Here is a 26,084-nt window from a genome sequence, read left to right on the forward strand (position 1 = left end):
TCAACCCCTGTGCGGTACCGCCTCGCCCAGCCGCCGCAGGGCCGTGCCGATGACGGCCACGCCCTCCTCGATCTCCCCCGCCGTGCCCGCCGCGTAGCCGAGGACCAGGCCCGGGGCCCCCGGGGTCATCCGGTGCCAGGACAGCGGGTGCGCCTTGACCCCGAGGTCCAGGGCCGCGGCCGCCAGGGCGGTGTCGTCGAAGCCCGCCGGGGCGCCGGGTCCGGCCGCTTCCTCGAAGGTGACCATCAGGTGCAGCCCGGCCGCCGCCCCGTGCACCCGGGCGCCGGGCAGTTGGGCGGCGATCGCGCGGAGCATCGCGTCGCGGCGGGCCCGGTGGCGACGGCGTACGAAGCGCAGGTGGCGCTCCAGCTCCCCCGAGGCCATCAGCCGGGCCAGCACCAGCTGGGCCAGGACGGGATTGCCGAGGTCGGCGTAGCGCTTGGCCTCGATCACGGCGTCCAGCCGGCGCGGCGGGACCAGCAGCCAGCCCAGTCGCAGGGCGGGGGCGAGGAGTTTGGAGACGCTTCCGGTGTAGCAGACGGCCTCCGGGAGCAGGGCCCGCAGGGCGGGGACGGGGGCCCGGTCGTAGCGGTGTTCGGCGTCGTAGTCGTCCTCGATGACGACTCCCCCGGCCGCCGCCCAGCCGAGGAGCTCGCGGCGGCGTTCTCCGTCGAGGACGACCCCGGTCGGGAACTGGTGCGCCGGTGTCAGCACCACCGCCTGGGCGGGGCCGGCCGCCAGGGCGGCGGTGTCGATGCCGCCCGCGTCGACCGGTACGGACAGGATCTCCATGCCCCCGTGCTCCAGTTGCTGCCGGGCGCCCAGCGAGCCGGGGTCCTCCACGGCGACGCGCCGTACGCCCTCCGCGCGCAGCACCTGGGCCAGCAGCCCGAGCGCCTGGGCGACGCCCGCCACCACGACCACCTCGTCGGGGGTGGCGCGGATCCCGCGGTTCAGTGCCAGCCAGCCCACGATCGCCTCGCGGAGCGCGGGCGTGCCCTGCGGGTTCCCGTACCCGAAGTCGGCCGGGGTGAGCTCGGCCAGGACCCGGCGCTCCGCCTGGAGCCAGGCCGTCCGCGGGAACGCGGTCAGGTCGGGCGCCCCGGGCGAGAGGTCGATCCGGCAGGGGGCGCCGCGCAGCGCGTCCACGAGGCCGCCGCGCGGCCCCGGCGCGAAGGGGCCCGACGGATCGGGGGCTCCGGACCGGGCGGGCCGGGCCGTGGGCGGCCGCTCGGTCACCGGGGCGGCGACCACCACCGTCCCGGCCCGGCCGCGGCCGGCCACCTGGCCGGTCTCCGCCAGCCGTTGGTACGCCTCGGTGACCAGTCCCCGGGACACCCGGAGCTCGGCGGCGAGGACGCGGCTGGCCGGGAGCCGGCTGCCGACGGCGAGCGTGCCGTCGGCGATGGCGGCACGCAGCCGGTCGGCGAGCCAGTCGGTACGGCCGCCGGCCGGGGCCCGGCCGATGTCGAGCTGGAGGAAGTCCGACCCGGCTGCTGCGGGTGCGGGTTCGGATTCGGGTGCGGGTGCGGATTCGGGTGCGGGTTCGGGTTCGGGTGCTTCGGACGGTATCGTTACGGACCCCTGGATGGTGCTCTCTTTGGACCTGTCCACGGGTCCATTGTGGCGCCAGGCTCGACGGTATGAGCACCTCGCCTCCTCCTCCCCCTCCCGCGCCCCGGACCGTGCGCGACCTCGCCCCCGGCACCGTCGGCATGGTCCTCGTCGGCAGCAGCGTCACCCTCTCCGGCTCCCTCGTGGACGCCCCGCTCTTCGGCGTGCAGGCCGTCCGCTACGCGGTGGCCGCGCTGCTCCTGTTCGGCTTGGCCCGCATCGCCCGGGTGCCGGTCAGGGCGCCGCGCGGCCGGGAGTGGCTGTGGCTGGCCGGGGTCGCCTCGACCGGGCTGGTGCTGTTCAACGTGGCCGTCGTACGGGGCGTCGCGCACGCGGAGCCGGCCGTCATCGCGGTCGCCGTGGCCTGCGCACCGGTCCTGCTCGGGGTGATCGGGCCGCTCCTGGAGGGGCGCGGGCCCAGCCGCCGGGTGCTGCTGGCCGCGCCGGTGGTCGTCGCCGGGGCGGTGCTGGTGGAGGGAACGGGCCGGACGGACGCGGCCGGAGTCGGCTGGGCCGCGCTCGCGCTGGGCTGCGAGGCGGGTTTCACCCTGCTCGCGGTGCCGGTGCTGAGGCGTCACGGAGCCTGGGGGGTGTCCCTGCACGCGGTGTGGATGGGCGCGGTGATGCTGGCGGTGCTCACCGTGTGCGTCGAGGGACCCGCGGAGCTCGGAACCGTGAGCCCGCGCCAGTGGGCGGCGGCCGGCTACCTCGCCGTGCTGGTGACGGCGGTGGCCTTCCTCCTCTGGTACCGCACGGTGGCCGCGGTGGGCTCCGGCCGGGCCGGGCTGCTGACCGGGGTGGCCCCGCTCGCGGCGGCGGGCGCGGGAGCCGCCACCGGCGGCGGGATCCCGGGGCCGGCGGTGTGGCTGGGCCTGGCCGTGGTGGTCGCCGGACTGGCGGCGGGGCTCCGGCCGGAGCGGGCCCCGGGCGGGCCGGCGGGCGCGCTGCCGAGTCCCGCTCCCCTCCCGGCCGCCGGGCCGGCGGCCCCGGTCGCGCGAAAGCCGCGTAACGCCCAGGAGTCCGCGGCCCCTTGAGCGCCCCCCGCCTTGTGGATCACAATCCGCAGATGGCAACGCCTCCGTACAGCAGTTGGATGCGGTACTTCTCCCCGACCGCCAACCACCGCCGGCTCGGTCTGGTGTGCCTCGGTGTAGGGGTGCAGCAGGGCGAGCTGCCGGTGGTCGGCCCGCGCGTGCTCGACCACCACGTCGCGGTGGTGGTGTGCGCCGGCCGGGGCTGGTTCAGCCACGGCGGGCGGGCCCCGCAGCCGGTGACGGCCCCGGCGCTGCTGTGGCTCGTGCCGGGGGTGGAGCACCACTACGGCCCCGATCCGCGGACCGGCTGGGAGGAGTGCTTCGTGGACTTCGCCGGCCACAGCGTGGAGGCGTACACCGACCTCGGCTACGTCACCCCCGACCGGCCGCTGGTCCCGCTCAGCGGCACGGCCGGAGTGCGGCACCTGGTCGACGGGATCGTCCGCGCGGCCCGGCTCGGCGGCCCCCTGCTGGAAGTGGAGGCCGCCGCGGCCGTGCACGGGCTGCTCGTCGCCCTGCGCTACGCCCGGGCCGGGGTCTCGCGGCAGGGGGACACCGTGATGGACACCCTGGCCCGGGACGCGTTGCTGCCGATCTCGGTGGCCGAACACGCCGCCCGGCTCGGGATGAGCCTGCCCGAACTGCGCGGGGCGGTGCGCGGCAGTACCGGGGAGGGGGTCAAAGAGTACCTCCTCGGCATCCGCCTGAGCCGGGCGAAGGAGCTGCTGGCCCGCACCGACCTGCCGGTCGCCGGGGTCGCCCGGCGGGTCGGTTACGAGGATCCCGCCTACTTCAGCAGGCTATTCAGCCGCCGGGTGGGCGTGGCGCCCGTCCGGTTCCGCCAGCAGCAATCGGTGCCCCAGCAGGGAATGTCCCAGCAGGCAATGTCCCAGCAGTCGGCACGGTGGCTCCTCTCCCCCGTCACGGCAGGTAGCCGATGTTGAGTTCCGCGACCGCCGTCCACGGGTTGCCCGACACCTCGCTCGTGGCCTTCAGCTTGACGTAGCGCGCGGTGCGCGCCGTGAAGGCGACGTCCTGCTGCGCGGTGGTGTTGGCGAAGGTTCCGGCGGCGGCCGCCGCCCCCCAGGTGACCCCGTCCGTGGACGTGAGGACCTGGTAGGCGGCGATGCGCCCGTTGCTCTGCGTCTGCCGGGGCAGGTAGTGCAGGGCGGAGACGTTGTACGGGGCGCCGAGGTCGAGGGTGATCTCGTGCGGCATCGGCGCGGTGGCCTGGTACCACTGGGTGTGCCAGATGGTGGCGCTGTCGCCGTCGAGCACGTTGGCCGCGGCCCCGTTCTCCCCGGCGGTCTCCTGGCTGTCGACGGCCTTGACGCTCATCTGCGACTGCGGCACGAGGAGTTCGCCGCCGCTGCCGGAGCCCAGGTCGTCGACGGCGAGGTCGTCGAGGATGAAGTCGGCCTCGTTGTGGGAGCCTTCGGCGGTGACCTTCCGTACGCCGATCCAGGCGTCGGTGCCCGCGGTGAAGGTCTTGGTGAAGGTGGTGGCCGTCCGGGCCTGGTTCAGCGCGGTGGCCGTCTCGGTGCTGCCGGAGCCGGTGATGAACTGGTAGTCGCCGCTGAATCCGTTCTCGTAGCTGAAGGTGACCTTGTACGAGCGGCCGGGGGTCAGCCGCAGGGTCTGCGGGAGGGTGCGGTAGACCAGGCCCTGCCGCTCCTCGTGCGACTTCAGCGAGTTCTGTCCGCCGATCACGTCGTCGACCAGCTTTCCGCTCCAGCCCGCCTGGGTGTACGGGGCGTTGCGCTGGGCGATGTGGGTGCGCGGGTCGGTGGCCGCGCCGCCGGCGCCGCCGAAGGCGAAGGGGCCCCAGCCCGCGTCCACGTTCTCGAAGTCCTCGGTGAACCAGTGGCCGTTCAGCGGGGTGCGGGCCGAGCGGACGACCCGTACGTCGTCCAGGTAGACGGTGCCGGATCCGGAGGCCGCGGACAGTTTGAGGGTGGCCGCCGACTGCCCCGCGGGGACGTCGAAGAGCACCTTCATGCGCTGCATCTTGGTGCCGTTCTTCTCGCTGCCGCCGAGGTTGTTGGTCAGCGTCGAGGAGTCGGCGTAGACGGAGGCGGCCGTGCCTCCGGCCGGGGTCACGGTGAGAGTGGCGGCGCGTCCGGCCGGGGTGGAGACCCAGACGGAGGCGGAGTAGGTGCCGGGGGCGAGTCCGGTGAGCTGCTGGGAGACGGCGGGCGCGGTGCTCGCGGCCATCGTGAGCTCGTTCTGTCCCTGTGCGTTGCGGGTGACGGCGGCGCCGGAGCCGGTGACGGTCCAGGCGTTGAGGTTGCCGGAGTAGAACGAGGGGTCCTTGACGGGGGCGCCCTCGCCCCAGTTCGGGTCGGCCTGGGCGGGGGCCGCGCCGTTGGTGACGACGTAGGCGGTCTTCGCGGCGGCGCTGATGGTGACCTGCCCGCCGCTGACGGCCAGGTCGCCGACCAGCTGGCGGCCGGTGTCGGTGAGCTTGTAGAGCTTGGGCGAGGACCAGCCGGCCGGCAGGGTCCAGGTGGTGGAGGCGGCCTTGTCGTTCCAGTGGTAGAGCTTGCCGTCGCGCGGGAGCAGGTAGGCGGAGCCGTCGAGGACGGTCCGGCCGGCCGTGGTGATCTTGCGGGTGTTCCCGGAGGTGGTGACGGTGGTGCCGTTGGCGAGGGTGACCGCATTGGCGGTCCACTTCACGATCGGGGATTCCTGGAGGTACTTGGTCGGCAGGTTGGTCCCGAAGGTGGTGGTGAGGAAGGCGGTGTAGTCCCGCTTGCCCTGCCAGCCCTCGTAGGCGTTGATCTCCGCGCCGCCGAGCAGCGGGTTGGCGGCGATCCAGTCGTCCTTGGTGTGGTTGGCGATGAAGCGGGCGATGTTCGAGTTGATGCCCTTGAGGTCGCTGCCGCCGTAGTTGACGTCGGTGGCCCAGTGGTGCCAGAGGGACTGTCCGGTCATGGAGTTGGGGAACTCCGTGGCGAGCTGGTAGCCGAGGCCGCCGATCTCGCGTTCGAGCTTGCGGGAGAGGTAGCCGTCGCCGTACCAGACGTCCACGTAGAGGAAGTCCAGGCCGGGGGCGGCCGCCTTGAGGTCCTGGAGCCGCTTGAGGCGCCCGCCGGACTGGCCGTCCTTGCGCGTGTCCACGTAGTACGACTGGTCGAGCCAGTCCCAGCCGAGGCCGCCGGTCTGGTGCGCCGGGTCGAAGGTGGCCGAGACCGGGTACTCCTCGGTGGCGTTGATGTGGACGCCGAAGTCGGCGTTGTAGGTGTGGCCGACGGTGGTGAGGGTGTTCAGGTCGGTGGCGCCGCCGAGCTTGGAACCGATGTTCTTGTAGTCCATGTGGGCCGAGTCGTGGCCCTCGGAGGCGTACCCCTTGAGCAGGACGAACTGGCCGAGGCCGTCGGTGGCCAGGTTGACTCGCTTGGTCTCGTCGAGGGTTTCGGCGAAGGGGTGGGTGGCCGCGGAGGCGAAGTTGAAGGGGATGCGCTGCACGACCCGGTCGGCGGTCTGCTGCCAGCCGGTGGGAGCGGTCCAGATGTCGCGGTAGGCGATCGCCGCGTCCTGCCAGTCCACGGTGGAATCGGCGTTGCGGTCGGCCGTGATCGCGACCCGGACGTAGGGCAGGGGCTCGGTGTCGGTGTCGGCCGCGCCCGTGGCGCGGTAGAGCCAGGATCCGCTCCACAGGCCGGCCCGGCGGTAGGTGCCCTTGTCGGTGACCTGCTTGCTGATCCGGCCGTTCTCGTTCGCGGTGCCGCCCGAGGGGGCGTCGTAGTACGAGTTGGAGTCGATGGCCGCGGCCAGTTTGCCGGTGTTGGCCAGCCCGTACATCACGGTCGTGGCGGAGGCGTCGACCGGGGTGCTCGCGGTGATCGGAGTGAAGGTGTCCCCGGTGCCGGTGGTGGCGGTGTACATCTTCGCGGTGGAGAGCGCGGCGCCCACCTGGCTGCTGCGGACGCTGACGAGGTTGTGGTCGGGGACGGCGAAGCTGCGTACACGCAGGGCGGCCGTGTCCTCGATCGCCGTGACCTTGAACTCCACCACCGAACCGGTCACCGACAGGCGGGACTTGATGGTCACTCCGGAGAAGGTCAGCGCGTAGTCCACGCCGGAGGCGGAGGGGGTGGAGGTGACGGTGGGGGTGTAGGTGGTTCCGTTGACGACGATCGCGCCGATCGTGTCCTCGTTGCCGTTCAGCACGTCCCCGGTGGCGGTGCGGGTGTAGCTGATGACGCGGGGGAAGGCACTGTCCACGCTGACGGACAGCTCGGGCGAGGCGATCGTCACGGGGCCGGCGGCCGCGGCGGGGGCGGCGGGCACGGCCACGACCAAGGTGGCCACGAGGCCGGCCACCGCGGCTGCGGCCGGCCAGAGGGGGGTTCGCATCGGACCTCCGGGAGTCGGCGCTTCCTGGGCGCAGGACCGCACACCGTGGAGGCCTGCGGTCCGCTCACTGACCTGACAGCCTGCGGACCGCGGCCCGGCAGGCCCATGGACAAAGCCGCGCCCCGTCCTGGACTTATGTGCCGGGTGGGTCGGATGGGCGCACGCAGGGGGGACGGGGGCGTCAGTGCACGGGGGTACGGGGAACGGGGAACGGGGAACGGGGAACGGGGAACGGGCCGTCAGCGCGTGCGCTCACGCGCGCGGTGCCGGCGGACGGCGTCCCGGCTGCCGCAGCGCGGTGAGCAGTACCGCTGGGTGCCGTTCCGCGAGGTGTCGACGACGACGTTCGTACAGGGGTGCGCCGCGCACCGGCCGAGGCGGTGCATGCCGCGGGTCGTCAGGTGCAGGGCCGTGCCGACGCTGAACACGGCGTGCAGGACGTGCGCCAGGTCGTCGTCGACATCGCGGTAGTGCAGGTGCCAGCCCTCGCCGTTGTGGGCGGTCAGGCGGGGGTACGCGGTCGCGGAGGCCATCTGCTCGTTGAGGATCGCCGCCCGCTCGTCCGGGTCGCGGACGTCGACGACCCGCAGCCAGTCGTCGAGGACGGCCCGGCAGCGGGCATGGTCGTCGGGCCGCTCGGGGAAGGGCATCGTCATGCCGAACTCCCGGGTCCGCCCGACGATCCCGGCCCGGGCGGCGGGCCAGTCGTCGGCCAGGGAGCGGGCGAGGAGCACGGCGTACTCGCCGTAAGGGTTGAGATGCACAAGGGCATTACATCAGGGTGGGGGGCATGTCCCTCACCTCGTTGTCCTCGCCCGTCTCCGCCGTGGCCGTCCTCGGGATGGCGCTCACCGCGCTGGTCATGGTGCTGACCCCCGGGCCGAACATGATCTACCTCGTGTCGCGCAGCATCGGCCAGGGGCGCGCGGCGGGGCTCGTCTCCCTGGCCGGCACGGGCGTCGGCTTCGTCGTCTACATGCTGATGGGCAACCTCGGCCTCGCGGTCGTGTTCGTCGCCGTGCCCTGGCTGTTCATCGGTTTCAAGGCCGTCGGCGTCCTCTACCTGGCCCACCTCGCCTGGCAGGCCCTGCGCCCCGGCGGGCGGGGCGTGTTCGAGGTCCGCGACGTGCCCCGCGACGGCCCGGCCCGGCTCTTCCGGATGGGGCTGGTGACGAACCTGCTCAACCCCAAGGCCGCGATCATGTACCTCACCCTGATCCCGCAGTTCATCGACCCGCATCGCGGGCATCCGGCCGTGCAGGGCCTGACCCTCGGGTCGGTGCAGATCGCGGTGAGCCTCACCGTCAACGCCCTGATCGTGATCGCCGCCGGCACCGTCGCCGCCTTCCTGGGCCGACGCCCGGGCTGGGCCACCGCGCAACGCCGCGTCACCGGCACCCTGCTGGGCGCCGTGGCCCTGCTGCTCGTACGCGAGGTCCCTGCCCGAGCCCGGGTCTGACGGGGGCCCCGGCGGGAGGCGCGGCGAGACCTCAAGGAGACGGCCTAGACCGGCTCGACTCCCTCCGTCTCGCGGCGAGTCGGGTACGAGGCTGCGGGCGCGGCGCGCCGGATCCACAGCAGGGCGCCCGCCAGCAGCATCGCTCCCCCCGCCAGCCAGGGCAGCGGGCCCCGCGGCAGCACGCCGACGAGCAGGCCGCCGAGCGCGCCGGTCAGTTGCAGGGCGAGGGACTGCACGGACAGTGCCGTGGCCCGTCCCGCGCTCGGCACCCGGCGGTGCAGGAGCTCGTTCTGGCTCGGTCCCGCCGCGCCGAGGCCGAGGTAGACCAGGCCGTAGCCGAGGATCGCGAACGCCGGCGCCACCGGGCCCGCCGCCACGGCGGTGGCGCCGAGCAGGAGCAGCCCGCCCGCGCCGGCGCCCAGGCCCAGCAGGACCGCGCGCTCGCCGCTGCCCGCGAGCCGGGCGGTGAGGGGCGCGAGGTGGTTCCCGAGTCCGGAGCAGAGGAAACCGGCGCAGGCGAGGACGGCGAAGAGCATGGCCCCCGATTCCGGCGCCCCGGTGAACGACGCGGCCCGACCCGGTGTCAGCAGTTCGAGGGCGGCGAGCGCGCCGCCCGCGGCGGCCGCGCTGAGGAGCACCCGGCGGATCAGCGGGTCGCGGCCGCCCAGCCGCACTCCCCCGGCGATGGTGGCCGGGATGCCGTGGAGCACGGAACGCAGGGTGCTGGGCGGGCGGGGCGGCTCCGGGAGCGCGGTGAGGACGTACAGCACGAAGGCCGTCTCCACGAGCGCACCCAGCAGGGGCGGCAGGGAGAGCGGGAGCACCAGTCCGGAGGTCGTCCGGCCCAGCCAGGCGGCGACCGCGTCGCCCCGGGCCGTGAGCCAGGGCAGCGCGCCCCCGAGCAGGGTGCCCGCGGCCAGCGCGGCGGAGACCGCGGATCCGCCGCGGGCCAGTCCGGTGCGCAGTTCGGCGTCGGGGCCGGAGTGGGCCTGGACCGTGTCGACGTACCAGGCCTCGGCGGGTCCGCTGGACAGGGCCCTCCCCGCGCCCATGAGGGCCATGCCGAGGGCGAGCACCCAGGGTGCGGTGCCCAGGCCCTGGAGGGTGAAGGCCGTCAGGTTCAGCAGGCCCGCCGCGGCGAGCACGGCGCGGCGGCCCAGCACGTCGGAGAGTCCGCCGGTGGGCAGTTCCAGTGCGGCGGCCGTGACGGAGTGCGCGACGAAGAACCCGGCGACGGCGGTGAGGGACATGCCGCGCTCGGTGAACAGCAGGATCAGCGGGCTCACGGCGAGGCCCACGGGGAACCAGTAGAGGACGCAGGCGGTCACGTAACGGCGTCCCGCGGTGCGCGGGTCCAGCGGCCCGGTCACGTCGCGGCCCGAGCGGCTCCGCGGACCCCGGCGACTCCGTGGGCTCCGGCGGGATCGAGCACGCGTATGAATTCTCGGCAGATCATCACGGGAGCGTAGAGCCCCGCCCTGGTGATCACCTAGAGCGGGCCCGCGGAACTCTCCCGGACGCCCTGAAGGGCCTGGAGGGCCCGGGCCTAGGTGCTCGCCGGCACCAGGACGACCGCCGTCCCGTACGCGCACACCTCGGTGCCGATGTCGGCCGCTTCGGTCACGTCGAAGCGCATCATCAGCACGGCGTTCCCCCCGCGCACCTTCGCCTGCTCGATGAGGCGTTCCATGGCCTGGTTGCGGGTCTCCACCAGGGTCTTGGTGAGGCCCTTCAGTTCGCCGCCGATCATGGATTTGAGCCCGGCGCCGATCTGACTGCCCAGGTGTCGGGAGCGGACGGTGAGGCCGAAGACCTCGCCGATGACCCGCTCGACCCGGTAGCCGGGGACGTCGTTCGTCGTCACCACCATGACACCGGTCTGCTGTGCGCCCGGACCGCCGCCGTAATCATCGATACCCATGCCCTCCACTCTGGCGGCGCCGCGCAGCGCCCGCATCCGGAGGGGCGGGACCGGGGCTCGGGCGTGGCCGGGGCTCGGGCGTGGCCGGGGCTCGGGCGTGGCCGGGCCCCACCCCCGGGCCGCCCGCATATGGGGCATATCGGGCTACGTCACGGTGCGTCAGCGGGACCTCCCGGCCCTCCGTCGCCATAGTCGTCCCTGGCAACCGCGTGGTTGCCGTCCCGTCCCGCGTTCCGCGGCACGGGCGGACGTCTTCTCTGAGGAGCCGGCTCATGCTGAAGCCCACCAGGACCATCCTCGCTCTCACCGCCGGAAGCCTGGTGCTCGGCCTGGTCGGGGCGGGTACGGCCGTCGCGGCCGACCACCCGGCGCCCCGCGGCCAGGTCCTGACGACCCCGGTCGACGGGGACGACGAGAACGAGACCGGCTTCGGCCGGGACGACGAGTACGGCAAGGGCAGGCACGCCCGCGGCGTCGTCACCTCCCGGGGCCCGCTGACCGTCCGCAGCCGCCCGACCACCCACTCCCAGAAGGTGGGCCGGGTGCACCCGCACGAGAAGCTCTCCATCGAATGCAAGACCCGCGGCGAGCGGGTCGACGGCAACAACATCTGGTACCTGCTGGAGGAGCGCGACGCGCGCGAGTCCCTGGACGAGGACCGCATGGGCGCCATGACCCCCAAGTCGGCGAAGCCCGCGGCCGCCATGGACCGGGACGACCGCTGGGTCTCCGCCCGCTACGTCAAGAACTTCGGCGAGGTCCGCTACTGCCGCGCCTAGGCACCGCCCGCGGCCCGTCCTAGGACCGCATCTCCGGGCGTACGGCGCGCGGTCCCACGCACCGCGCACCGTGCGCCCGTACCCGTTCGCGCAGTTCCCGGTCCGCCGTGACCACGACGCATCCGCCGCGCTCCGCGCAGGCCGCCGCGAGTTCCACGATCCGGTCGTCGCCGCTGCCCGGCGCCTCGTCCACCCGTACCCCGGGCACCGATGCGACGCCGCGCGCGGCGCCTTCGACGACGAGGACGATCTCCTCGCCCCCGTCGCGCAGCGCCAGCCGGTCGCGCAGCCGCTCGGCGGCCCCGCGCCGGTCCCGCCACCAGCCGTCCGGCACGGACCCGACGACGTTGGCACCGTCCACGATCAGTACGTTCGGCTCGTCCACCTCCCCAGTATGGCGGGGCGGCCGGACGCCGCAGCGCCCGTACCGGCCCTACCGCCTCAGCCGGCCGTTCTAGAAGTCGCCGTAGTTGACCTGCCAGGTCGCCAGGCCCATCCGCCGCCAGATGGCCACCACGCGGTCGCGGTCGTCCAGGGAGACCCGGACCGCGTACCGGTCGCGCACGTGGGCGTTGAACAGCTCCGCCTTGACGATGTCGTCGCGGCGGGTGTCGCCGGCCGCCCGCATCCACAGCTCGTCGTACGGGACTTCGTGCGCGGCCAGCCAGGCCTCGGTCGGCTCCCGGTGCTCCTCCCCCCGCCCCGACAGCAGCACGATCGTGTCGCCGTCGGCCCGCCGGAAGGAGTCCAGCGCGTCGCGCACCGGCGCGTTCAGCGTGTCGAGGCCGCAGCGCGAGAAGTCGTACGGATTGCGGTCTCCGGTCATTGCGAGCGTGCCGTCGATATCGCACATGACCGCCGACGGCAGCGCCGGGTCGGGGACGTACGGGGACACGTCCGGCTGGTCGTTGAGCCAGTCCGCCGTGAGCCGCCAGCCGCCCCGCTTCGCCTTCGCGTGCTTGTCCGCGAGTATCCGGATGATCTCCTCGCCGACCTGGCGTTCGCGCGCGGCGTCGCGGCGCAGGCACTCCTCCACGGGCACGTCGGTGAAATCGTGCACCACGAAGGTGGCCCGTCCCGCGACGGCCGCCTTCAGCCGCTTGGGGATGTAGGAGGTCAGGTGGGTGTTGTCGACGACCACGTCGAAACCGCCCTCGACGGCTGCGGCGACGGCGGCGTCCTGGATGTCCAGCACGGTCTGCTCGTGCTTGTACGAGCGTGCCCGGTCCGGGTCCGGCACGTCGAGCATGGCCCGCAGGTCGTCGAGGTTGACGCGGCGCATCCGGCCGCCGGACTCCGCCTGGAGGGCGCGGGCGGCGGTGGTCTTCCCGGAGGCCGGCAGACCCGTCATGACGTGGACCACCGGCAGCGCGGGCGGTGCAGGCGGCGCGGCCGGGGACACGGGGGTCTCGGTTTCGGGTGATTCGGACACGGGCTCAGTTCTCCTCGTCGTTCGTGAAGGGGTCGGACGCCTCGGGCCGCACCTGCCGCCAGGTGACGAGCTCGGTCGTCCTGCCGTCGAGGCGCTGGAACAGCGCGCCGCGGACCCCGCTGTCGCGGACCGTCGCCTTGGCGGCGCGCGCGAACGCGCCCCGGTCCGCGGCCAGATGGGCCAGTGAGGCGTACGCCTCGTCGATGGCCCGCTCGCGGAGCGCGGCCTCGGCCTCCAGACGTTCGATCACCGAACGCACCCAGTGGTCGAACTCGTCCGGCACCTGCTCCAGCAGGGCGTCGAGCGGCTTTCCGTCCGAGGCCTCGATCTCGGCGACGGTGCAATTCAGGCCCTGGGCCAGCTGCTTGAGGGGCAGGCCGGCGAACCGCTGGATGCCGTGGCCGCGCCAGATGTCGCGCTCGGTCACCCCGGTGAGCACCTTGTGGAGGCGTACGTACTCGGCGATCTTGGCCTTGGCGCGGACGCCCGAGGCGAAGCGCAGGACGAAGCCCTCCGCGTCCGTGCCGGTGGAGGCGGCGCCGCCCGGCAGGGTGCTGGAGCCGGTCAGCGCGAGCAGTTCGTCCAGCGGCATGGCGGGCCACACGGTGACCACGGAGCCGATGCCCCGCCAGTGACCGGCGGCCTCGGCGAGCGGCACCTCGGTGCCGTCCGCTCCGTACGCGGCGAGCAGGACCAGGTCGCGGCGGTCCCCGTAGTCCACGACGATGCGGTTCTGCGGGTACAGGATCTCCGCGAGGTAGGTGGTGCCGGGGACCAGCGCGGAGGTGTCCCGTCCGTCGAGGCGGCGCTGCGCCCAGACGGCCTGGGTGCTGGTGAAGGAACCCTTGGACGCGGCGCGCCACTTGCCCGCGTAGTGGAAGAGCACCCCGAGGCTGCCGTCGACCTTGTCGTACACCTCGAACGGCTCGTCCGGCAGGGCCGGCGCGTACGGACGGCCCGACTCGTGCTCGCCGACGTTGAAGAACTTGGGCAGCGGCAGCGCGACGACCTCGCCGGTGACGTCGTCGGCGACGAGTCCGCGACAGCGCGTGGTGACCTGGTTCCAGACCTGCTCGTACTGGGCGGTCCGGCTGTAGGTGTAGAGGGACAGCGGCAGCTCGGGGTGTGCCTTGCGGAGCACGTATCCGGCGTCGATGGCCTCGGTCAGCGCCTGTGCGGGCATCAGGTCGTGCAGAGTCAGGTGGTCCTGGCTCATGGGGTTCCTCCCGGTTCGAGATGCCCCATTCTCGGGTGCGGGAGGCCCCGGCCGAAACCGATTATCGTCCCGTTATCCCAGGTCCTTCGCCCTGTGCGGGCCTTCTCCGCCCAGCCGGTTGATGTCGGCGGGCCGCAGGATCCGCTGGGTGCCGGCGCCGCCGGGCCCGGCCGCGGCGACGGCGATCATCGAGCGGCCGAGGGCGCGCGTGGTGGTCACCAGGTCGGGCGCGAACCGCTTCAGGACCGGGAAGAGCGGCGCGGTGACGGCGTAAGCGGCGCGGTAGAGCGGGGTCTTGGAGGGGATGCCGCGGTCGGGCTGCACGATCCCCGGCCGGAACATGTACGCCTCGAAGGGGAGCTCGAGCAGGTCGTTCTCGGTCTTCCCCTTGACCCGGGCCCACATGGAGCGGCCGTTCTCGGTGCTGTCGGTGCCCTCGCCGGAGACGTAGGCGAAGGTCAGCCGCGGGTTGGCGGCGGCGAGGGGGCGGGCGGCGGCGAGCGTCAGGTCGTAGGTGATCCGCCGGTACTCCTCCTCCTTCATGCGGAAGGAGGAGATCCCGAGACAGAAGAAGCACGCGTCGTACGAGGCCAGGTCCGGCCCGGGCACCGACAGGTCGGTCGGGTCGGGCCGGACGAGCTCCTGCAGCTTGGGGTGGGTGACGGCGAGGGGGCTGCGGCCGATGGCGAGCACGCTGTCGACGGAGTCGTCGCGCAGGCACTCGCGCAGCACGCCCCGGCCGATCATGCCGGTCGCACCGAAGAGGATGACGTTCACGGGACCACCCTAGGCGGGGCGGACGATGTCAGGCGGGCGCCGTCAGTGGGAGATGCACAGCTCGTTGCCCTCGGGGTCGGCGAGGGTGGCCCAGACGGAGGGGCCCTGGTTGCCTTCGTGGAGGTGCTCGGCCCCCTTGGCGAGGAGCCGCTCGACGAGCGCCCGCGGGTCGTCCTCTCCGGTGCGGACGTCGAGGTGGACGCGGTTCTTGACGGTCTTGGGCTCCGCGACGTACTGGAAGAGGATGCGGGGCGCCCTTTCGAGGCCCTCGGGGTGGCGGATCCCCTGGCCCGCCTTCCAGACGAGGACACCCCGGTGGGTGGTGGTGTCCTCCTCGGTCGCCCGCCCGGCGGCGATCATCGAGCGGATGAACTCCTCGTCGCTGGGCTCGACTTCCCATCCGAGAGCCTCGGCCCACCAGTCGGCGAGGGCGTGCGGTGCGGCGGAGTCCACGGTGACCTGGAACGTGTAAGCCATGCCGCGACCCTACCCGCAGCCCTCCGGCGATGCACGGCAGGACCCACCGCCGGGGCGGGGTGCGAGGGGGGAACTTCCCTCCCGGTGCTGCGGGTTCGAGAGCCGGACGCAGGCCACGGCCCGGACCCCGCCGGGGCCGGTCTTCGCACCCCGGGGCCCGCCGAGGCCCGGCCGGAACGGCCGGAACCCCTGCGGGTCGCTCCTCCCCGCGCGGACCCGCCCTCGCTAGCATTCCCGGGACGAAGCCCCCCTCCGCTTCCGCGCGTCGCGGACCGGGCCACGCGAGGACCAGAGGCACCCCCATGACCTCCACCCCACCCCGGCGGCACGGGATCCTGCGCCCGCTGGCCGCGCGGCTGTTCCCGCCGCAGACGCCCGGCGCCGAGCCTCCCCACGGGGTGCTGCCCCCGCTGCTGATCGTCCTCACCTTCGTCAGCGGCGTGGTCGACGCGGTGAGCTATCTGGGGCTCGGCCACGTCTTCGTGGCCAACATGACGGGCAACGTGGTCTTCCTCGGCTTCGCGATCGCCGGGGACCGGTCCCTGTCCGCTCCGGACTCCCTGCTCGCCGTGGGCGCCTTCCTGGCCGGGGCGGCGGCCACCGGCCGGCTGCGGCGGACCACCGGGGCGGCCAGGATGTTCGTGCCGCTGGTGGCGGTGCAGACGGTGCTGGTGGGCGGGGCGCTCGCACTGACCGGGCTCGGCGCCGGACCGCCGGGGGTCATCGCGCTGCTCGCCCTCGGCATGGGCCTGCAGAACGCCGTCGTGCACCGGCTCGCCGTCCCCGACCTCACCACCACCGTGGTCACCAGGGCCCTGACCGGGCTGGCGGCCGATCCGTGGGGGCCGGGTCCGCTCCGCCGCCTGGTGACGGTCGTGGCCCTGCTCCTCGGAGCCCTCGCCGGCGGGGTGCTGACGCTGCGCCATGGTGCGGTGTGGGCGCTGGTCCTGGCCGTGGGTCTGCTGGGCTGCGTAGCCCTCTCCCCCCGGTGGGACGGCACCGCGCGCCGGCCGTGAAGCGCGGACCCGCCTCCGGTACGGCCGGCCGTGCCCGTATCCCTTTCCGTCCGCCCGCTCCGCGGAATTCCGGGCGACGGCCGTACGAAGAGACGACGGCCTTCCGACGGCGGAAGTTCCCGCCACCGGATTCCCGGCACCGTACCCTTCGGCGTTTCGGCTCCGGCGTTTCCACTCAGCCGTTTCCGCTCAGCCGTTTCCGCTCAGCCGTTTCGGCGACACCGTAGAGGCAGCGTCCTTTCGACAGCGCCCTTTCGGCGGCGCTTTCCCGGCTGCGACGCCGCCGCACCTTTGATCCGGTCCCGCATTCCGATCCGCCGCTCACTTTCCCGGACGGTCCCCTCCCCGTTCCGCGAGGAGTGCGACCGAGGTCAGCACCCACGCCCCGACCGCCACCCAGAGCAGCACCGTGCCGAGGGGCCTCAGCCACCCCACGCCGGTCGGGGCGGCCGCCGCGAGGCAGGCGGTCGCCGTCATGCCGAGCGGAAAGACGCTCGACCAGCGGCGGATGTCGTAGCGGGTGCGCGGCCGGAGCGCCTCCGCGGCGAGGAGCACGGCGTACCAGGCCAGGGAGAGGCCGAGGGACGCCAGGGTGACGGTGCGCAGCCCCGCGTGCACCCAGCCCGTCCACAGCGGTGAGGCGGTGAGCCCGGCTCCGGCGAGGGCGGTGATGGAGAGCGCCCCGCCGGCCACCCAGTGGTCGCCCGCGCCCGAGACCACCTGGCGGAAGTCGAAGCGTACGAGCGCCTCGGCGTAGAGCAGGACTCCCAGGCAGAAGGCGGCCAGCGCGGCCCGGCCGAGCCAGTCGTGGCCGGTGCGGGCGGCCAGGGTGGCCGCCAGGACGGCGAGCCCCTGGGTGGCCACGCAGACGAGGAACGCCGCACCGGGCATCCGGTAGCCCCAGTGCCGCAGTACGGCGACCAGCAGTCCCGGCCAGAGCGCGGCGGCCAGCACCAGCAGGCCGAGGGCGACGGCCTGCCAGCCGAGGAGGGAGAGCCGGGTGCCGAGCACCGCCGTGGCGGCCACGGCGGTGAGGGCCGCCGGGGTGTCGGCCTCGGCGCGGAACCGGCGCCGGTCGCCGAGGAGCCGGGCCGTGAAGTCGGCGGCGAGTACGAGCCACAGCGCGGCGGAGAAGGCCAGCGCGGCGATCGACAGCCCGTCCCTGCCGATCAGGTGCAGGCCGGCCGAGATGATCCCGGCCGCCATGACGGCGGCGCCGGCGGCCGGAGACAGCTCCGCCCACCATCGGGCACCCGCGAGGAATCGCACTCCGCCACGGGACACCACCGCACCGGTCCGGGCCGCCGCGGCGCGCCCTCGCGGCGGCGTCGATGACCCTTCCGGGCGCGGCGAACGGCCCCTCCCCCGGCCCTGGGACATGCGATATTCCGATCCTATTTCCGCTCGCGGGAACGGGAATGACGAAAACATTTACGGCATCCCGGCCGCATTGTCCCGCTACCCCGACACGCCCGCGCTCAGGCGGAATTGATCCGGCGCACCGGTACTGTCTTCGTCAACGCACCGCCGATTCACGGGCCCTTCAGGGCCCTCTCTTTTTGCACATTGGAGAATGAAATGCAGGCCGTGGCAACGGAGCCCGCCGCACGCCAGGCTCCCGCTCAACCCGCGAGCTTCATCCAGGAAGTCCTGCGTGGCGTCGCCCAGGTCGATTTCATGCCGAGTGCGTTCACGGGCATCTTCTTCCTCGCCGCGCTCGCCGCGGCCGGCTGGCAGTACGCCCTCTACGGGCTCCTCGGCGCGGTGGTCGGCACCGCCACCGCCTACGCGTTCCGCATCGACCGGGAGATCGTCTCGGCCGGTCTGCGCGGTTTCAACGGCACCCTCGTTTCGCTCGGGTTCGCCGTCTTCCTCGGCTGGGACCACCTGTCCACCCTGCTGCTCGCGATCGGCGGCAGCGTCACCGTGGTGGTCGTCACCTCGGCGCTGGCCACGATCCTGGGCACCTGGAACATCCCCACGTTCACCGCGCCGTTCTGCATCATCGCGAGCGTCATGACCATCGCGGCGCCCAGCTTCTCCCGGGTGTGGCACACCGGCCCCGATCTGGCGGCGCTGCCCGCTTCGGCCGCCGGGACCACCCAGCTGGACTGGGGCCAGCTCTGGCGCGCCTTCTTCGCCAACGTCGGCCAGATCTTCTTCATGCCGCAGTGGTACGTCGGCCTGATCTTCCTCGCCGGCATCTTCGTGGCCAGCCGGGTGGCCGGGGTCATGGCCTGCGTCGGCAGCGTCACGGCCATCTTCGTCGCCTGGGCGATGGGTTCGCCGTCGGAAGGCGTGTCCCAGGGGCTGATGGGCTACAGCAGCGTGCTCGTCGCGATGGCCCTGTGCGGCGTCTTCCTCGTCCGGTCGAACTGGAGCTTCGCGTTCGCCGTCCTGGGGGCCGCGGCGGCGACCGGGCTCACGGCCGCGATGACCGCCTTCTTCACCCCGTTCGGCGGCCACACCTTCACCTGGCCGTTCGTCCTGACCACGGTCGTCTTCGTCGCCGCCGTCCCCCAGATCCCCCGGCTGCAGCGGACCTGACAGCACCCCGGCCGAAGCCGCCCCGACGGCAGCGGCAGCAGAGGCAGCACCGGCAGCACCGGCAGCAGCACCTGAACCACCTTGAGAGCCGAAAGTGAGTGACCGATGAATCTCGCTCCCCGTGAGATGGACAAGCTCTGGATCTACGTCGTCGCGGACCTGGCGCGCAAGCGGCGGGACCGGGGCGTCAAGCTCAACTACAGCGAGGCCTGCGCCCTGATCAGCGAGGGCATCCTCGAAGGCGCCCGCGACGGCAGGACCGTCGCCGAGTGCATGGAGCTCGGCAAGCAGATCGTCTCCGCCGCCGACGTCATGAAGGGCGTACGGGAGATGCTTCCGCTGCTCCAGGTCGAGGCGGCCTTCGTGGACGGAACCAAGCTCGTCTCCTGCCACGACCCCGTCGGCGCCTGAGCGGTGGCGGCGATCGCAACCGAACGGCCGGGCCGGGCAACGGAGCCGGCCGTCTCCGTCGTGCTGGCCGGCGGTCACGAGGGCGGCGCCGCGGTGGGCGCCGTGCCTCCCGGACGGCCGCTGGCCGAAGCCGTGCGCGCGGCGCTCGCCGCCTCGCCCGAGCCGGTGTGCGTGGTCCCGATGACGCTGGGGCGCGACCCCGGGCTGATCGCCGACTGTGCCCGCGCCCTGCGCTGGCTGAGCCGGGAGGAGGAGCCCGGGCGGCTCGTGCTGGCGCCTCCCTTCGCCACCGTGGACCACCTGACCGCGTGGCTCCGTACCGCTGCCCTCAAGGCGGTCCGCGAGGCGCCCGACACCTCGGCCGTTCTGGTCACCGCTCCCGCCGCGGGTCCCTTCGAGGACGCCGACCTGTTCCGGGTGGCCCGGCTGGTGCGCCAGTACGGGCACCACCGCTGGGTCGAGGTGGCCTTCGACGGCGGTGACCCGGACCTGGCGGAGGGCGCGGAGCGCTGCCGCCGTCTCGGCGCCGGGCACATCGCCGCGGTACGGGCCGCGTTCGCCCCGATCGCCGTGCTCCCGGCCGGGGTCCTGGACACCGGTCCGCTGTTGTCCGACGCGGCGGTCTCCCAGGTCGTACGGGCCCGCACGCAGGAGGCGCTGCACCGGCTGGCCCACGGGCAGGACGGGGTGACCGAGGGCCTCGACGCCGAACACGGGCACGGGTACGCGCACTCCCACGGTCCGGGCGGCGACCACCACCACGCGGGTCCGGACGCACCCGACACGGAGCCGCACCACACGCATGCGCACGCCCACGGCGAGGGCCACCGGCACGCGCACGGCCAGGGTCACGGCCACCCGCACGGCCATTCCCCCCACTGATCCGAAGGAAGGGAAGTACCACCATGTCAGGTGGCGCCACATACCTTTACGGCGAAGGCACCGTAGAGATCAACGCAGGCCGCCGCAAGGCCAAGGTCACCGTCTCCAACACCGGTGACCGTGCCGTCCAGGTCGGCTCGCACTACCACTTCTTCGAGGTGAACCGGGCCCTCGACTTCGACCGCAACGCCGCCTACGGCATGCACCTCGACCTCCCCGCCGGCACCGGCGTCCGCTTCGAGCCGGGCGACACCCGCGAGGTGGAACTCACCGCGTACAGCGGCCACGGCCGGCTGATCGGTTTCAGCTCCCTCGTCAACGGCGGCCTGGGCTCCACCGACACCCGCGTCCGCGCGATGAACCGGGCGGTCGAGCTCGGTTTCCTGGGGGCCCGGGCGGAGTCGGCCCAGCAGGCCGCGGCCGCGCAGGCGGCTTCGCCGGCGGTGGAGGCGGCGCCGAAGCCCGCCGCCGAGCGCGCCGCGAAGCCGGCCGCGAAGCCGGCTGCGAAGCCCGCGGCGAAGCCCGCAGCCAAGTCACCCGCCAAGACCGCGACCGCCAAGAAGTCCAAGACCTCCAAGAAGGGCGACAAGTAGCGATGGCTGTCCTGAGCCGCAAGCAGTACACCGACCTGTTCGGGCCGACCGTCGGCGACCGCTTCCACCTGGCGGACACGAACCTGGTCATCGAGGTCGAGAAGGACCACAACGAGGGCCACTACGGCGACGAGGCCGTCTACGGCGGCGGCAAGGGCATCCGCGACGGCATGGCTCAGGACCCGCAGGCCACCAACCTGCAGGGGGCCCTGGACCTGGTCATCACGAACGTGGTGGTCATGGACGCGATCCTGGGTGTGGTCAAGGGCGACCTCGGCATCAAGGACGGGTTCATCGCGGGTCTGGGCAAGGCCGGCAACCCGCACACCCAGTCCGGGGTGCACCCCAAGCTGGTGATCGGGCCCGGCACCGAGGTGATCTCCGGTGAGCACATGATCGCCACGGCCGGCGGCATCGACACGCACATCCACTTCATCGCCCCGCAGCAGGCCGAGCACGGCCTGTCCAACGGCATCACCACCCTCATCGGCGGCGGCACCGGCCCCTCCGACGGCACCAACGGCACCACCTGCACCCCGGGGCCGTGGAACATCGGCCGCATGTACCAGGCGTCCGAGGACCTGCCGGTCAACGTCGGCCTGCTGGGCAAGGGCAACGGCTCGCTGCCGGAAGCGCTGATCGAGCAGGTCGAGGCGGGGGTCTGCGGCCTGAAGGTGCACGAGGACTGGGGCACCACACCGGCCGCGCTGAGCAAGGCCCTCGACGTGGCCGACGCCTACGACGTCCAGGTCGCGGTGCACACGGACACCCTGAACGAGTCCGGCTTCTTCGAGGACACCCGTTCCGCCATCGACGGGCGCACCATCCACACCTTCCACACCGAGGGCGCGGGCGGCGGCCACGCCCCCGACATCATGCGGGTGGCCGGCGAGCCCAACGTCCTGCCGTCCTCGACCAACCCGACGCTGCCGTACACGGTGAACTCGGTCGACGAGCTCCTCGACATGGTGATGGTCTGTCACCACCTGTCGCACGACATCCCCGAGGACGTCTCCTTCGCGGACTCGCGCGTGCGCGCCGAGACCATCGCCGCCGAGACCGTGCTGCACGACGAGGGGGTCATCTCGATCTTCTCCTCCGACTCCCAGGCCATGGGCCGCATCGGCGAGTCCTGGACCCGCGCCTTCCAGACCGCGCACCACTGCAAGGACCAGCGCGGCAAGCTCGACGGCGACACCGAGCGCAACGACAACTTCCGCGCGCTGCGCTACCTCGCCAAGATCACCATCAACCCGGCGATCGCCTCGGGCACCGCCGAGCACATCGGCTCCCTGGAGACGGGCAAGCTCGCCGACGTCGTGCTGTGGCCGATCGGCTCCTTCGCCGCCAAGCCGAAGATGGTCATCAAGGGCGGACTGATCAACTGGGCGCTCATGGGCGACCCGAACGCCTCCCTGCCGACCCCGCAACCGGTGTACTACCGGCCGATGTTCGGTGCCTACGGCAAGGCCAAGCAGGCCACCCGGGTCTCCTTCATGTCGCAGGCCGCGATCGACCTCGGCGTGCCGCAGAAGCTGGGCCTGGACAGCAGGGTCCTGCCGGTCAGGCACTGCCGCACCGTCGGCAAGCAGCACATGGTCCGCAACGACGCCCTGCCGGTCATCACGGTCGACCCGGAGACCTACAAGGTCACCCTCGACGGGGTGCCCGCCACCATCGAGCCGGCCCGCGAACTGCCCCTGAACCACCTGTTCTACCTGGCATGAGCAGGGCCGCCGACCCCGCCGCGGCCGGCCCCGCGGCCGTGACGCCCGTACAGGCCCTGCTGGTCAGCCTCCAGCTCACCGACTCGGCCTTCCCCAGCGGCTTCTACACCCTCTCGCACGGCCTGGAGGGCTACGCCCAGGCCAAGGCCGTGACCCCCGAGGGCGTACCCGGGCTGCTGGCCGACCTGCTGCGGCATGCGGTGGGGCCTTCCGACGCCACCGCGCTGGCGCTGGCCCACCGGGCAGCGCTGGCCGGTGACTGGGAGGCGCTGGCCGAGACCGACCGGCGGCTGAACGCGGCCAAGCTGAACGAGGGGCTGCGCCGCGCCGCCACCCGTACCGGCCGCCAGCTGCTGGACCTCGCCCGCGAGTGCATCGGCGGCGAGGCGCTGGAGCGGTACGCGGAGCTCGTGGCGGCCAGGCGGGCCCCCGGTTCGCAGGCCGTGGCCGCCGGGGTCGCGTACGCGGCCGCCGGCGTACCGGCCGAACAGGCCGTCGTGAGCGATCTGTTCGCCTACTCGGCCAGCTTCACCGGGGCCGCGCTGCGGCTGCGGCTCACGGACCACCGCAAGGCCCAGGTGGTGCTGCGCGGGATCGCGCCCGTCATCGAGGAGGTGGCGGGGGCGGCCCTGCGTCGTGAACTCGCCGATCTGGGCGGGTGCGTTCCGATGGCGGACGTGATGTCGGGCCGTCACGAACGGGCCGAGGCACGGCTGTTCGCGACCTGATCCGCCGCATTCGCCTTCCTTCGTTCTCCGACCCCTTTCACCAGACCGTCCTATCCCTAAGGTGTGTGACTTTGATGACCGAGGACAACGTCCTGCGCGTCGGCGTCGGCGGCCCCGTCGGCTCCGGGAAGACGGCGCTGATCGAGGCCCTGGTTCCCGTGCTCATCGCACGCGGCCACCGGCCCGCCGTGATCACGAACGACATCTACACCCAGGAGGACGCCCGCCAGGTCCGCCGCACCCTGGCCGGGGTGCTCGACCCCGAGCGCGTCGTGGGCGTGGAGACCGGTGCGTGCCCGCACACCGCCGTGCGCGACGACCCGACGATGAACCTGGCCGCGGGCGCCGAGATGCTGGAACGGTTCCCCGATGTCGACACCCTGCTCTACGAGTCGGGCGGCGACAACCTCACCCTCACGTTCAGCCCGGTCCTGGTGGACCTCTTCCTCTTCGTCCTGGACACCGCCGAGGGCGAGAAGATGCCCCGCAAGCGCGGGCCGGGCATCACCGAGTCCGACCTGCTCGTGATCAACAAGATCGACATCGCCCAGTACGTCCGCTGCGACATCGGGGTGATGGAGGCCGACGCGCACCGCGTGCGCGAGGGGCGCCCGGTCGTCCTGACCAACTGCCTGACCGGGCAGGGCCTGGAGGACGTGGCCACCTTCATCGAGTCCTTCCGCCGGGTCCCGGCGTGAGCGTCGTGGCGGACCCGCCCCACACTCCACCCCGCGCCCTCCTCCCGCCCGCCCGCCTGGAGGCCGCGCACTACGAACCGCCGCGCGTCCCCCTGGAGGTCCTGCGGCACTCCTCGGTGCCCGACACCCTCGGTGTCGGGCGCCCCGGCAAGGTGGGGCTGCTGGAGCTGGGCTTCGAGCGGGTCGGCGGCCGCACGGAGCTGGTGCGGCACTACCAGAAGTCCCCGCTCCAGATCATGCGGCCGCTCTACTTCGACCCGTACCGCCCCGACCTGCCCGTCACCTTCCTGATGTCCACGGGCGGCGGGGTCATCCAGGCCGACCGGCTGCGCACCGACCTGTCCTTCGGGCCCGGCACCGCAGGGCACGTCACCACGCAGGCGGCCACCAAGGTCTACCGGATGGAGCACGACTACGCCGTCGCCCAGACCTTCCTGACCGCCGGGGCGGACGCGTACGTCGAGTACCTGCCGGATCCGGTCATCCCCTACGTCGACTCCCGCTTCTACCAGCGCACGGTGATCACCGCCGACCCCACGGCCACCGTGCTGGTGAGCGAGACCGTGCTGACCGGCCGGCTGGCGCACGGGGAACGCAACGCCTACCAGGTCTTCGCCTCCGACTTCGAACTACGCAGGCCGGGCGGCGAGTTGGTGGCACTGGACACCGTACGGCTGGAGCCGGGCCGAATCCCGGGGCGTGACGGCGGCTCCGTCGACGGACCCGCCGTACTGGCGGGCCGTTCCGTGATGGCCTGCTTCTTCGCAGTCAGCCCGCTCGCCCCCGCCCGCGAGCTCGCCGACCTGATGCACGCGACCCTGGCCGCCGGCGGGCTCCCGTACGGGGTCAGCGTGCTGCCGCAGGACTGCGGGGCCTGGGTGCGGGTCCTCGGGGAGCACACCGAGGCCGTGACCCGGGCGCTCGGGGCCGTCTGGGACGCGGTGCGGCGCAGGCTGATCGGCGTACCGGCCCCGGACCTGCGCAAGACCTGAACTCCGCTTCCTCCCCTGCCTGTTCACGACCAGAGAGAGCTCCACCAGATGCCCAGTGGCTACGATACGGGTAATACCGCCTGGATGATGGCGAGCACCGCCATGGTGCTGCTGATGACCCCCGGCCTCGCCTTCTTCTACGGAGGCATGGTCAAGACCAAGCACGTGCTGGTGATGCTCAAGATGAGCTTCGCCTGCCTGTCGCTGGTGACCATCCTGTGGGTCGCGGTCGGTTACTCCCTCGCCTTCGGCAAGGACTCCGGCGGCGGCATGATCGGCAATCTCGACTACGCCTTCTTCCGCGGCATCGGGATGGACTCCCTGCACGGCTCCATCCCGACCGTGATCTTCGCCTGCTTCCAGATGTCCTTCGCGATCATCACGGTGGCGCTGATCAGCGGCTCGATCGCGGGCCGCGCCACCATGAAGGGCTGGCTGGTCTTCGTCGTCGCCTGGACGATGCTGGTCTACGTGCCCACCGCGCACTGGGTGTTCGCCTCCGACGGCTGGATCCAGAAGTCGCTGGGCGCGCTCGACTACGCCGGCGGTCTGCCGGTCGAGCTCAGCTCGGGCGCCTCGGGGCTCGCGGTGGCCATCGTGCTGCGCAAGCGCAAGGACTTCGAGCGCGAGACGATCCGCCCGCACAACCTGCCCCTGGTCATCATCGGGCTGGCGCTGCTGTGGTTCGGCTGGTTCGGTTTCAACGCGGGCTCCGCGCTCCAGGTCGAGGGCAGCGCACCGACCACCTTCTTCAACACGCAACTGGCCGCCGCGGGCGCGATGATCGGCTGGCCGATCATCGAGAAGTGGCGCCTGGGCCACGTGGAGATGCTCGGTGTGGCCTCGGCCGCGGTCGCGGGCATGGTGGCCATCACCCCGGCCTGCGGCGAGGTCTCGCCGCTCGGCGCGCTGATCATCGGCTTCACCGCCGGTGTGGTCTGCTGCTTCGCCATCAACATGAAGTTCAAGATCGGCGTCGACGACACCCTCGACGTGGTCGGCGTGCACGGCTGGGGCGGGATCGTCGGCGTGCTCTCCATCGGCTTCTTCGCCACGGCCGCGATGAGCGGCAAGAAGGGCCTCTTCTACGGGGGCGGCCCGGACCAGCTCTGGCGTCAGGCCGTCGGCGTCCTGGCGGTCGGCTCCTTCGCCTTCGTCATGACCTGGCTCATCGCCAAGGCGATCGACAAGGCCGTCGGCTTCCGCGCCTCGGAGGAGTACGAGAACGTACCCGGCCGGGACGAGGAGGTCGCCTACGACAACGCGACCCTGGACGAGATCCGCGACCGGATCGGCGGAGCAGCGGCCGCGCCCCGCGAGCCCGCCGCGGTGGGCGCCGCCAAGGAGGAGGCGGAGCAGCAGGACGCCGCGCTGCTCGCCGAGATCGTATCCGTACTGGACCGACGAGAGCGTGACAAGTGA

Annotated in this window: 25 protein-coding genes; 14 read left to right on the forward strand and 11 right to left on the reverse strand. The window is 72.8% G+C overall.

All coding sequences use genetic code 11. The features are described from left to right. Positions 1–1,614: a PLP-dependent aminotransferase family protein gene (locus ACIA8F_RS16740; protein WP_399379439.1), complete on the reverse strand. Its 1,614-nt coding sequence runs from the start codon at positions 1,612–1,614 to the stop codon at positions 1–3. Between the two features lie 29 nt (positions 1,615–1,643). Between ACIA8F_RS16740 and ACIA8F_RS16745 the strand changes: the two genes are divergently transcribed. Both ACIA8F_RS16745 and ACIA8F_RS16750 read left to right on the forward strand, forming a co-directional pair. Then, a complete protein-coding gene (locus ACIA8F_RS16745; protein WP_399379440.1) occupies positions 1,644–2,648 on the forward strand; it encodes a DMT family transporter in 1,005 nt (334 codons plus the stop codon). Between the two features lie 32 nt (positions 2,649–2,680). Continuing rightward, positions 2,681–3,592, forward strand: coding sequence for a helix-turn-helix domain-containing protein (locus ACIA8F_RS16750; protein ID WP_399379441.1), 912 nt, complete (start codon positions 2,681–2,683; stop codon positions 3,590–3,592). Here ACIA8F_RS16750 and ACIA8F_RS16755 read toward each other — a convergent pair. Together ACIA8F_RS16755 and ACIA8F_RS16760 are read right to left on the reverse strand one after the other, a co-directional pair. After that, a complete protein-coding gene (locus tag ACIA8F_RS16755; protein ID WP_399379442.1) occupies positions 3,570–7,007 on the reverse strand; it encodes an endo-alpha-N-acetylgalactosaminidase family protein in 3,438 nt (1,145 codons plus the stop codon). The genes ACIA8F_RS16750 and ACIA8F_RS16755 overlap by 23 nt on opposite strands. 239 nt (positions 7,008–7,246) lie before the next feature. Next, positions 7,247–7,771 carry a CGNR zinc finger domain-containing protein gene (locus tag ACIA8F_RS16760; protein WP_399379443.1) on the reverse strand — a complete coding sequence of 175 codons (525 nt, stop codon included), beginning with the start codon at positions 7,769–7,771 and terminating at the stop codon, positions 7,247–7,249. 26 nt (positions 7,772–7,797) lie between these two features. On the opposite strand from ACIA8F_RS16760, the gene ACIA8F_RS16765 reads away from it, so the two are divergent. After that, positions 7,798–8,466, forward strand: coding sequence for a LysE family translocator (locus ACIA8F_RS16765; RefSeq protein ID WP_399379444.1), 669 nt, complete (start codon positions 7,798–7,800; stop codon positions 8,464–8,466). Between the two features lie 44 nt (positions 8,467–8,510). Here the strand turns inward: ACIA8F_RS16765 and ACIA8F_RS16770 are convergent, their stop codons facing one another. Together ACIA8F_RS16770 and ACIA8F_RS16775 are read right to left on the reverse strand one after the other, a co-directional pair. Next, positions 8,511–9,836 carry an MFS transporter gene (locus tag ACIA8F_RS16770; protein WP_399379445.1) on the reverse strand — a complete coding sequence of 442 codons (1,326 nt, stop codon included), beginning with the start codon at positions 9,834–9,836 and terminating at the stop codon, positions 8,511–8,513. A 176-nt stretch (positions 9,837–10,012) separates the two neighbouring features. Then, positions 10,013–10,387: a YbjQ family protein gene (locus ACIA8F_RS16775; RefSeq protein ID WP_399379447.1), complete on the reverse strand. Its 375-nt coding sequence runs from the start codon at positions 10,385–10,387 to the stop codon at positions 10,013–10,015. A gap of 272 nt (positions 10,388–10,659) precedes the next feature. Here ACIA8F_RS16775 and ACIA8F_RS16780 point away from each other — a divergent pair, with 272 nt between their 5' ends. Then, complete coding sequence (locus ACIA8F_RS16780; RefSeq protein WP_399379448.1) at positions 10,660–11,166, forward strand: hypothetical protein; 507 nt, start codon at positions 10,660–10,662, stop codon at positions 11,164–11,166. A gap of 19 nt (positions 11,167–11,185) precedes the next feature. Here ACIA8F_RS16780 and ACIA8F_RS16785 read toward each other — a convergent pair whose 3' ends face one another. The 5 genes from ACIA8F_RS16785 to ACIA8F_RS16805 all read right to left on the reverse strand — a co-directional run bounded on the left by ACIA8F_RS16785 (position 11,186) and on the right by ACIA8F_RS16805 (position 15,068). Beyond that, positions 11,186–11,551, reverse strand: coding sequence for an NTP pyrophosphohydrolase (locus ACIA8F_RS16785; protein ID WP_399379450.1), 366 nt, complete (start codon positions 11,549–11,551; stop codon positions 11,186–11,188). Positions 11,552–11,620: 69 nt separating this feature from the next. After that, entirely contained in the window at positions 11,621–12,598 is a 978-nt protein-coding gene (locus ACIA8F_RS16790) for an AAA family ATPase (RefSeq protein WP_399379452.1), read from the reverse strand. A gap of 4 nt (positions 12,599–12,602) precedes the next feature. Further along, a complete protein-coding gene (locus tag ACIA8F_RS16795; protein WP_399379453.1) occupies positions 12,603–13,814 on the reverse strand; it encodes an RNA ligase in 1,212 nt (403 codons plus the stop codon). 72 nt (positions 13,815–13,886) lie between these two features. Beyond that, complete coding sequence (locus ACIA8F_RS16800) at positions 13,887–14,591, reverse strand: epimerase (RefSeq protein ID WP_399379454.1); 705 nt, start codon at positions 14,589–14,591, stop codon at positions 13,887–13,889. A 42-nt stretch (positions 14,592–14,633) separates the two neighbouring features. Next, the gene (locus tag ACIA8F_RS16805) at positions 14,634–15,068 is read right to left on the reverse strand and encodes a VOC family protein (RefSeq protein ID WP_399379456.1); all 435 of its coding nucleotides are present in this window, start codon (positions 15,066–15,068) and stop codon (positions 14,634–14,636) included. A 302-nt stretch (positions 15,069–15,370) separates the two neighbouring features. Here ACIA8F_RS16805 and ACIA8F_RS16810 point away from each other — a divergent pair, with 302 nt between their 5' ends. Continuing rightward, the gene (locus ACIA8F_RS16810; protein ID WP_399379457.1) at positions 15,371–16,084 is read left to right on the forward strand and encodes a YoaK family protein; all 714 of its coding nucleotides are present in this window, start codon (positions 15,371–15,373) and stop codon (positions 16,082–16,084) included. Positions 16,085–16,405: 321 nt separating this feature from the next. On the opposite strand, the gene ACIA8F_RS16815 is transcribed toward ACIA8F_RS16810, so the two are convergent. After that, positions 16,406–17,353 (reverse strand): tellurite resistance/C4-dicarboxylate transporter family protein, encoded by a 948-nt coding sequence (locus ACIA8F_RS16815; protein ID WP_399379458.1) that lies wholly within the window; start codon positions 17,351–17,353, stop codon positions 16,406–16,408. Positions 17,354–17,662: 309 nt separating this feature from the next. Here ACIA8F_RS16815 and ACIA8F_RS16820 point away from each other — a divergent pair, with 309 nt between their 5' ends. The 9 genes from ACIA8F_RS16820 to ACIA8F_RS16860 all read left to right on the forward strand — a co-directional run bounded on the left by ACIA8F_RS16820 (position 17,663) and on the right by ACIA8F_RS16860 (position 26,084). After that, entirely contained in the window at positions 17,663–18,631 is a 969-nt protein-coding gene (locus ACIA8F_RS16820) for an urea transporter (protein WP_399379459.1), read from the forward strand. A 105-nt stretch (positions 18,632–18,736) separates the two neighbouring features. After that, positions 18,737–19,042: an urease subunit gamma gene (locus ACIA8F_RS16825; protein ID WP_243332378.1), complete on the forward strand. Its 306-nt coding sequence runs from the start codon at positions 18,737–18,739 to the stop codon at positions 19,040–19,042. 3 nt (positions 19,043–19,045) lie between these two features. Continuing rightward, entirely contained in the window at positions 19,046–19,924 is an 879-nt protein-coding gene (locus tag ACIA8F_RS16830; protein ID WP_399379461.1) for a sirohydrochlorin chelatase, read from the forward strand. A 23-nt stretch (positions 19,925–19,947) separates the two neighbouring features. Then, positions 19,948–20,517, forward strand: a complete 570-nt coding sequence (locus tag ACIA8F_RS16835) for an urease subunit beta (protein WP_399379463.1) — start codon at positions 19,948–19,950, stop codon at positions 20,515–20,517. A gap of 2 nt (positions 20,518–20,519) precedes the next feature. Then, positions 20,520–22,244, forward strand: coding sequence for an urease subunit alpha (gene ureC / locus ACIA8F_RS16840; protein ID WP_399379465.1), 1,725 nt, complete (start codon positions 20,520–20,522; stop codon positions 22,242–22,244). Continuing rightward, the gene (locus tag ACIA8F_RS16845; RefSeq protein ID WP_399379467.1) at positions 22,241–22,972 is read left to right on the forward strand and encodes an urease accessory protein UreF; all 732 of its coding nucleotides are present in this window, start codon (positions 22,241–22,243) and stop codon (positions 22,970–22,972) included. Before ureC ends, ACIA8F_RS16845 begins: the two co-directional genes overlap by 4 nt. Before the next feature lie 74 nt (positions 22,973–23,046). Next, positions 23,047–23,670 carry an urease accessory protein UreG gene (ureG, locus tag ACIA8F_RS16850; protein WP_399379469.1) on the forward strand — a complete coding sequence of 208 codons (624 nt, stop codon included), beginning with the start codon at positions 23,047–23,049 and terminating at the stop codon, positions 23,668–23,670. Then, positions 23,667–24,662 (forward strand): urease accessory protein UreD, encoded by a 996-nt coding sequence (locus tag ACIA8F_RS16855; RefSeq protein WP_399379471.1) that lies wholly within the window; start codon positions 23,667–23,669, stop codon positions 24,660–24,662. The genes ureG and ACIA8F_RS16855 overlap by 4 nt, the downstream gene beginning before the upstream one ends. Before the next feature lie 48 nt (positions 24,663–24,710). Further along, positions 24,711–26,084, forward strand: coding sequence for an ammonium transporter (locus ACIA8F_RS16860; RefSeq protein WP_399379473.1), 1,374 nt, complete (start codon positions 24,711–24,713; stop codon positions 26,082–26,084).

This window comes from Streptomyces sp. NPDC051563 (assembly GCF_044454225.1).
In the GTDB taxonomy this organism is placed as follows: Bacteria; Actinomycetota; Actinomycetes; order Streptomycetales; family Streptomycetaceae; genus Streptomyces.

Coding starts and splice junctions, on each gene's coding strand:
- ACIA8F_RS16825 (WP_243332378.1), top strand. CDS start 18,737: ATGAATCTCGCTCCCCGTGAGATGGACAAGCTCTGGATCTACGTCGTC.
- ACIA8F_RS16845 (WP_399379467.1), top strand. CDS start 22,241: ATGAGCAGGGCCGCCGACCCCGCCGCGGCCGGCCCCGCGGCCGTGACG.
- ACIA8F_RS16750 (WP_399379441.1), top strand. CDS start 2,681: ATGGCAACGCCTCCGTACAGCAGTTGGATGCGGTACTTCTCCCCGACC.
- ureG (WP_399379469.1), top strand. CDS start 23,047: ATGACCGAGGACAACGTCCTGCGCGTCGGCGTCGGCGGCCCCGTCGGC.
- ACIA8F_RS16755 (WP_399379442.1), bottom strand. CDS start 7,007: ATGCGAACCCCCCTCTGGCCGGCCGCAGCCGCGGTGGCCGGCCTCGTG.
- ACIA8F_RS16860 (WP_399379473.1), top strand. CDS start 24,711: ATGCCCAGTGGCTACGATACGGGTAATACCGCCTGGATGATGGCGAGC.
- ACIA8F_RS16805 (WP_399379456.1), bottom strand. CDS start 15,068: ATGGCTTACACGTTCCAGGTCACCGTGGACTCCGCCGCACCGCACGCC.
- ACIA8F_RS16810 (WP_399379457.1), top strand. CDS start 15,371: ATGACCTCCACCCCACCCCGGCGGCACGGGATCCTGCGCCCGCTGGCC.
- ACIA8F_RS16835 (WP_399379463.1), top strand. CDS start 19,948: ATGTCAGGTGGCGCCACATACCTTTACGGCGAAGGCACCGTAGAGATC.
- ACIA8F_RS16765 (WP_399379444.1), top strand. CDS start 7,798: ATGTCCCTCACCTCGTTGTCCTCGCCCGTCTCCGCCGTGGCCGTCCTC.
- ACIA8F_RS16795 (WP_399379453.1), bottom strand. CDS start 13,814: ATGAGCCAGGACCACCTGACTCTGCACGACCTGATGCCCGCACAGGCG.
- ACIA8F_RS16780 (WP_399379448.1), top strand. CDS start 10,660: ATGCTGAAGCCCACCAGGACCATCCTCGCTCTCACCGCCGGAAGCCTG.
- ureC (WP_399379465.1), top strand. CDS start 20,520: ATGGCTGTCCTGAGCCGCAAGCAGTACACCGACCTGTTCGGGCCGACC.
- ACIA8F_RS16745 (WP_399379440.1), top strand. CDS start 1,644: ATGAGCACCTCGCCTCCTCCTCCCCCTCCCGCGCCCCGGACCGTGCGC.
- ACIA8F_RS16820 (WP_399379459.1), top strand. CDS start 17,663: ATGCAGGCCGTGGCAACGGAGCCCGCCGCACGCCAGGCTCCCGCTCAA.
- ACIA8F_RS16775 (WP_399379447.1), bottom strand. CDS start 10,387: ATGGGTATCGATGATTACGGCGGCGGTCCGGGCGCACAGCAGACCGGT.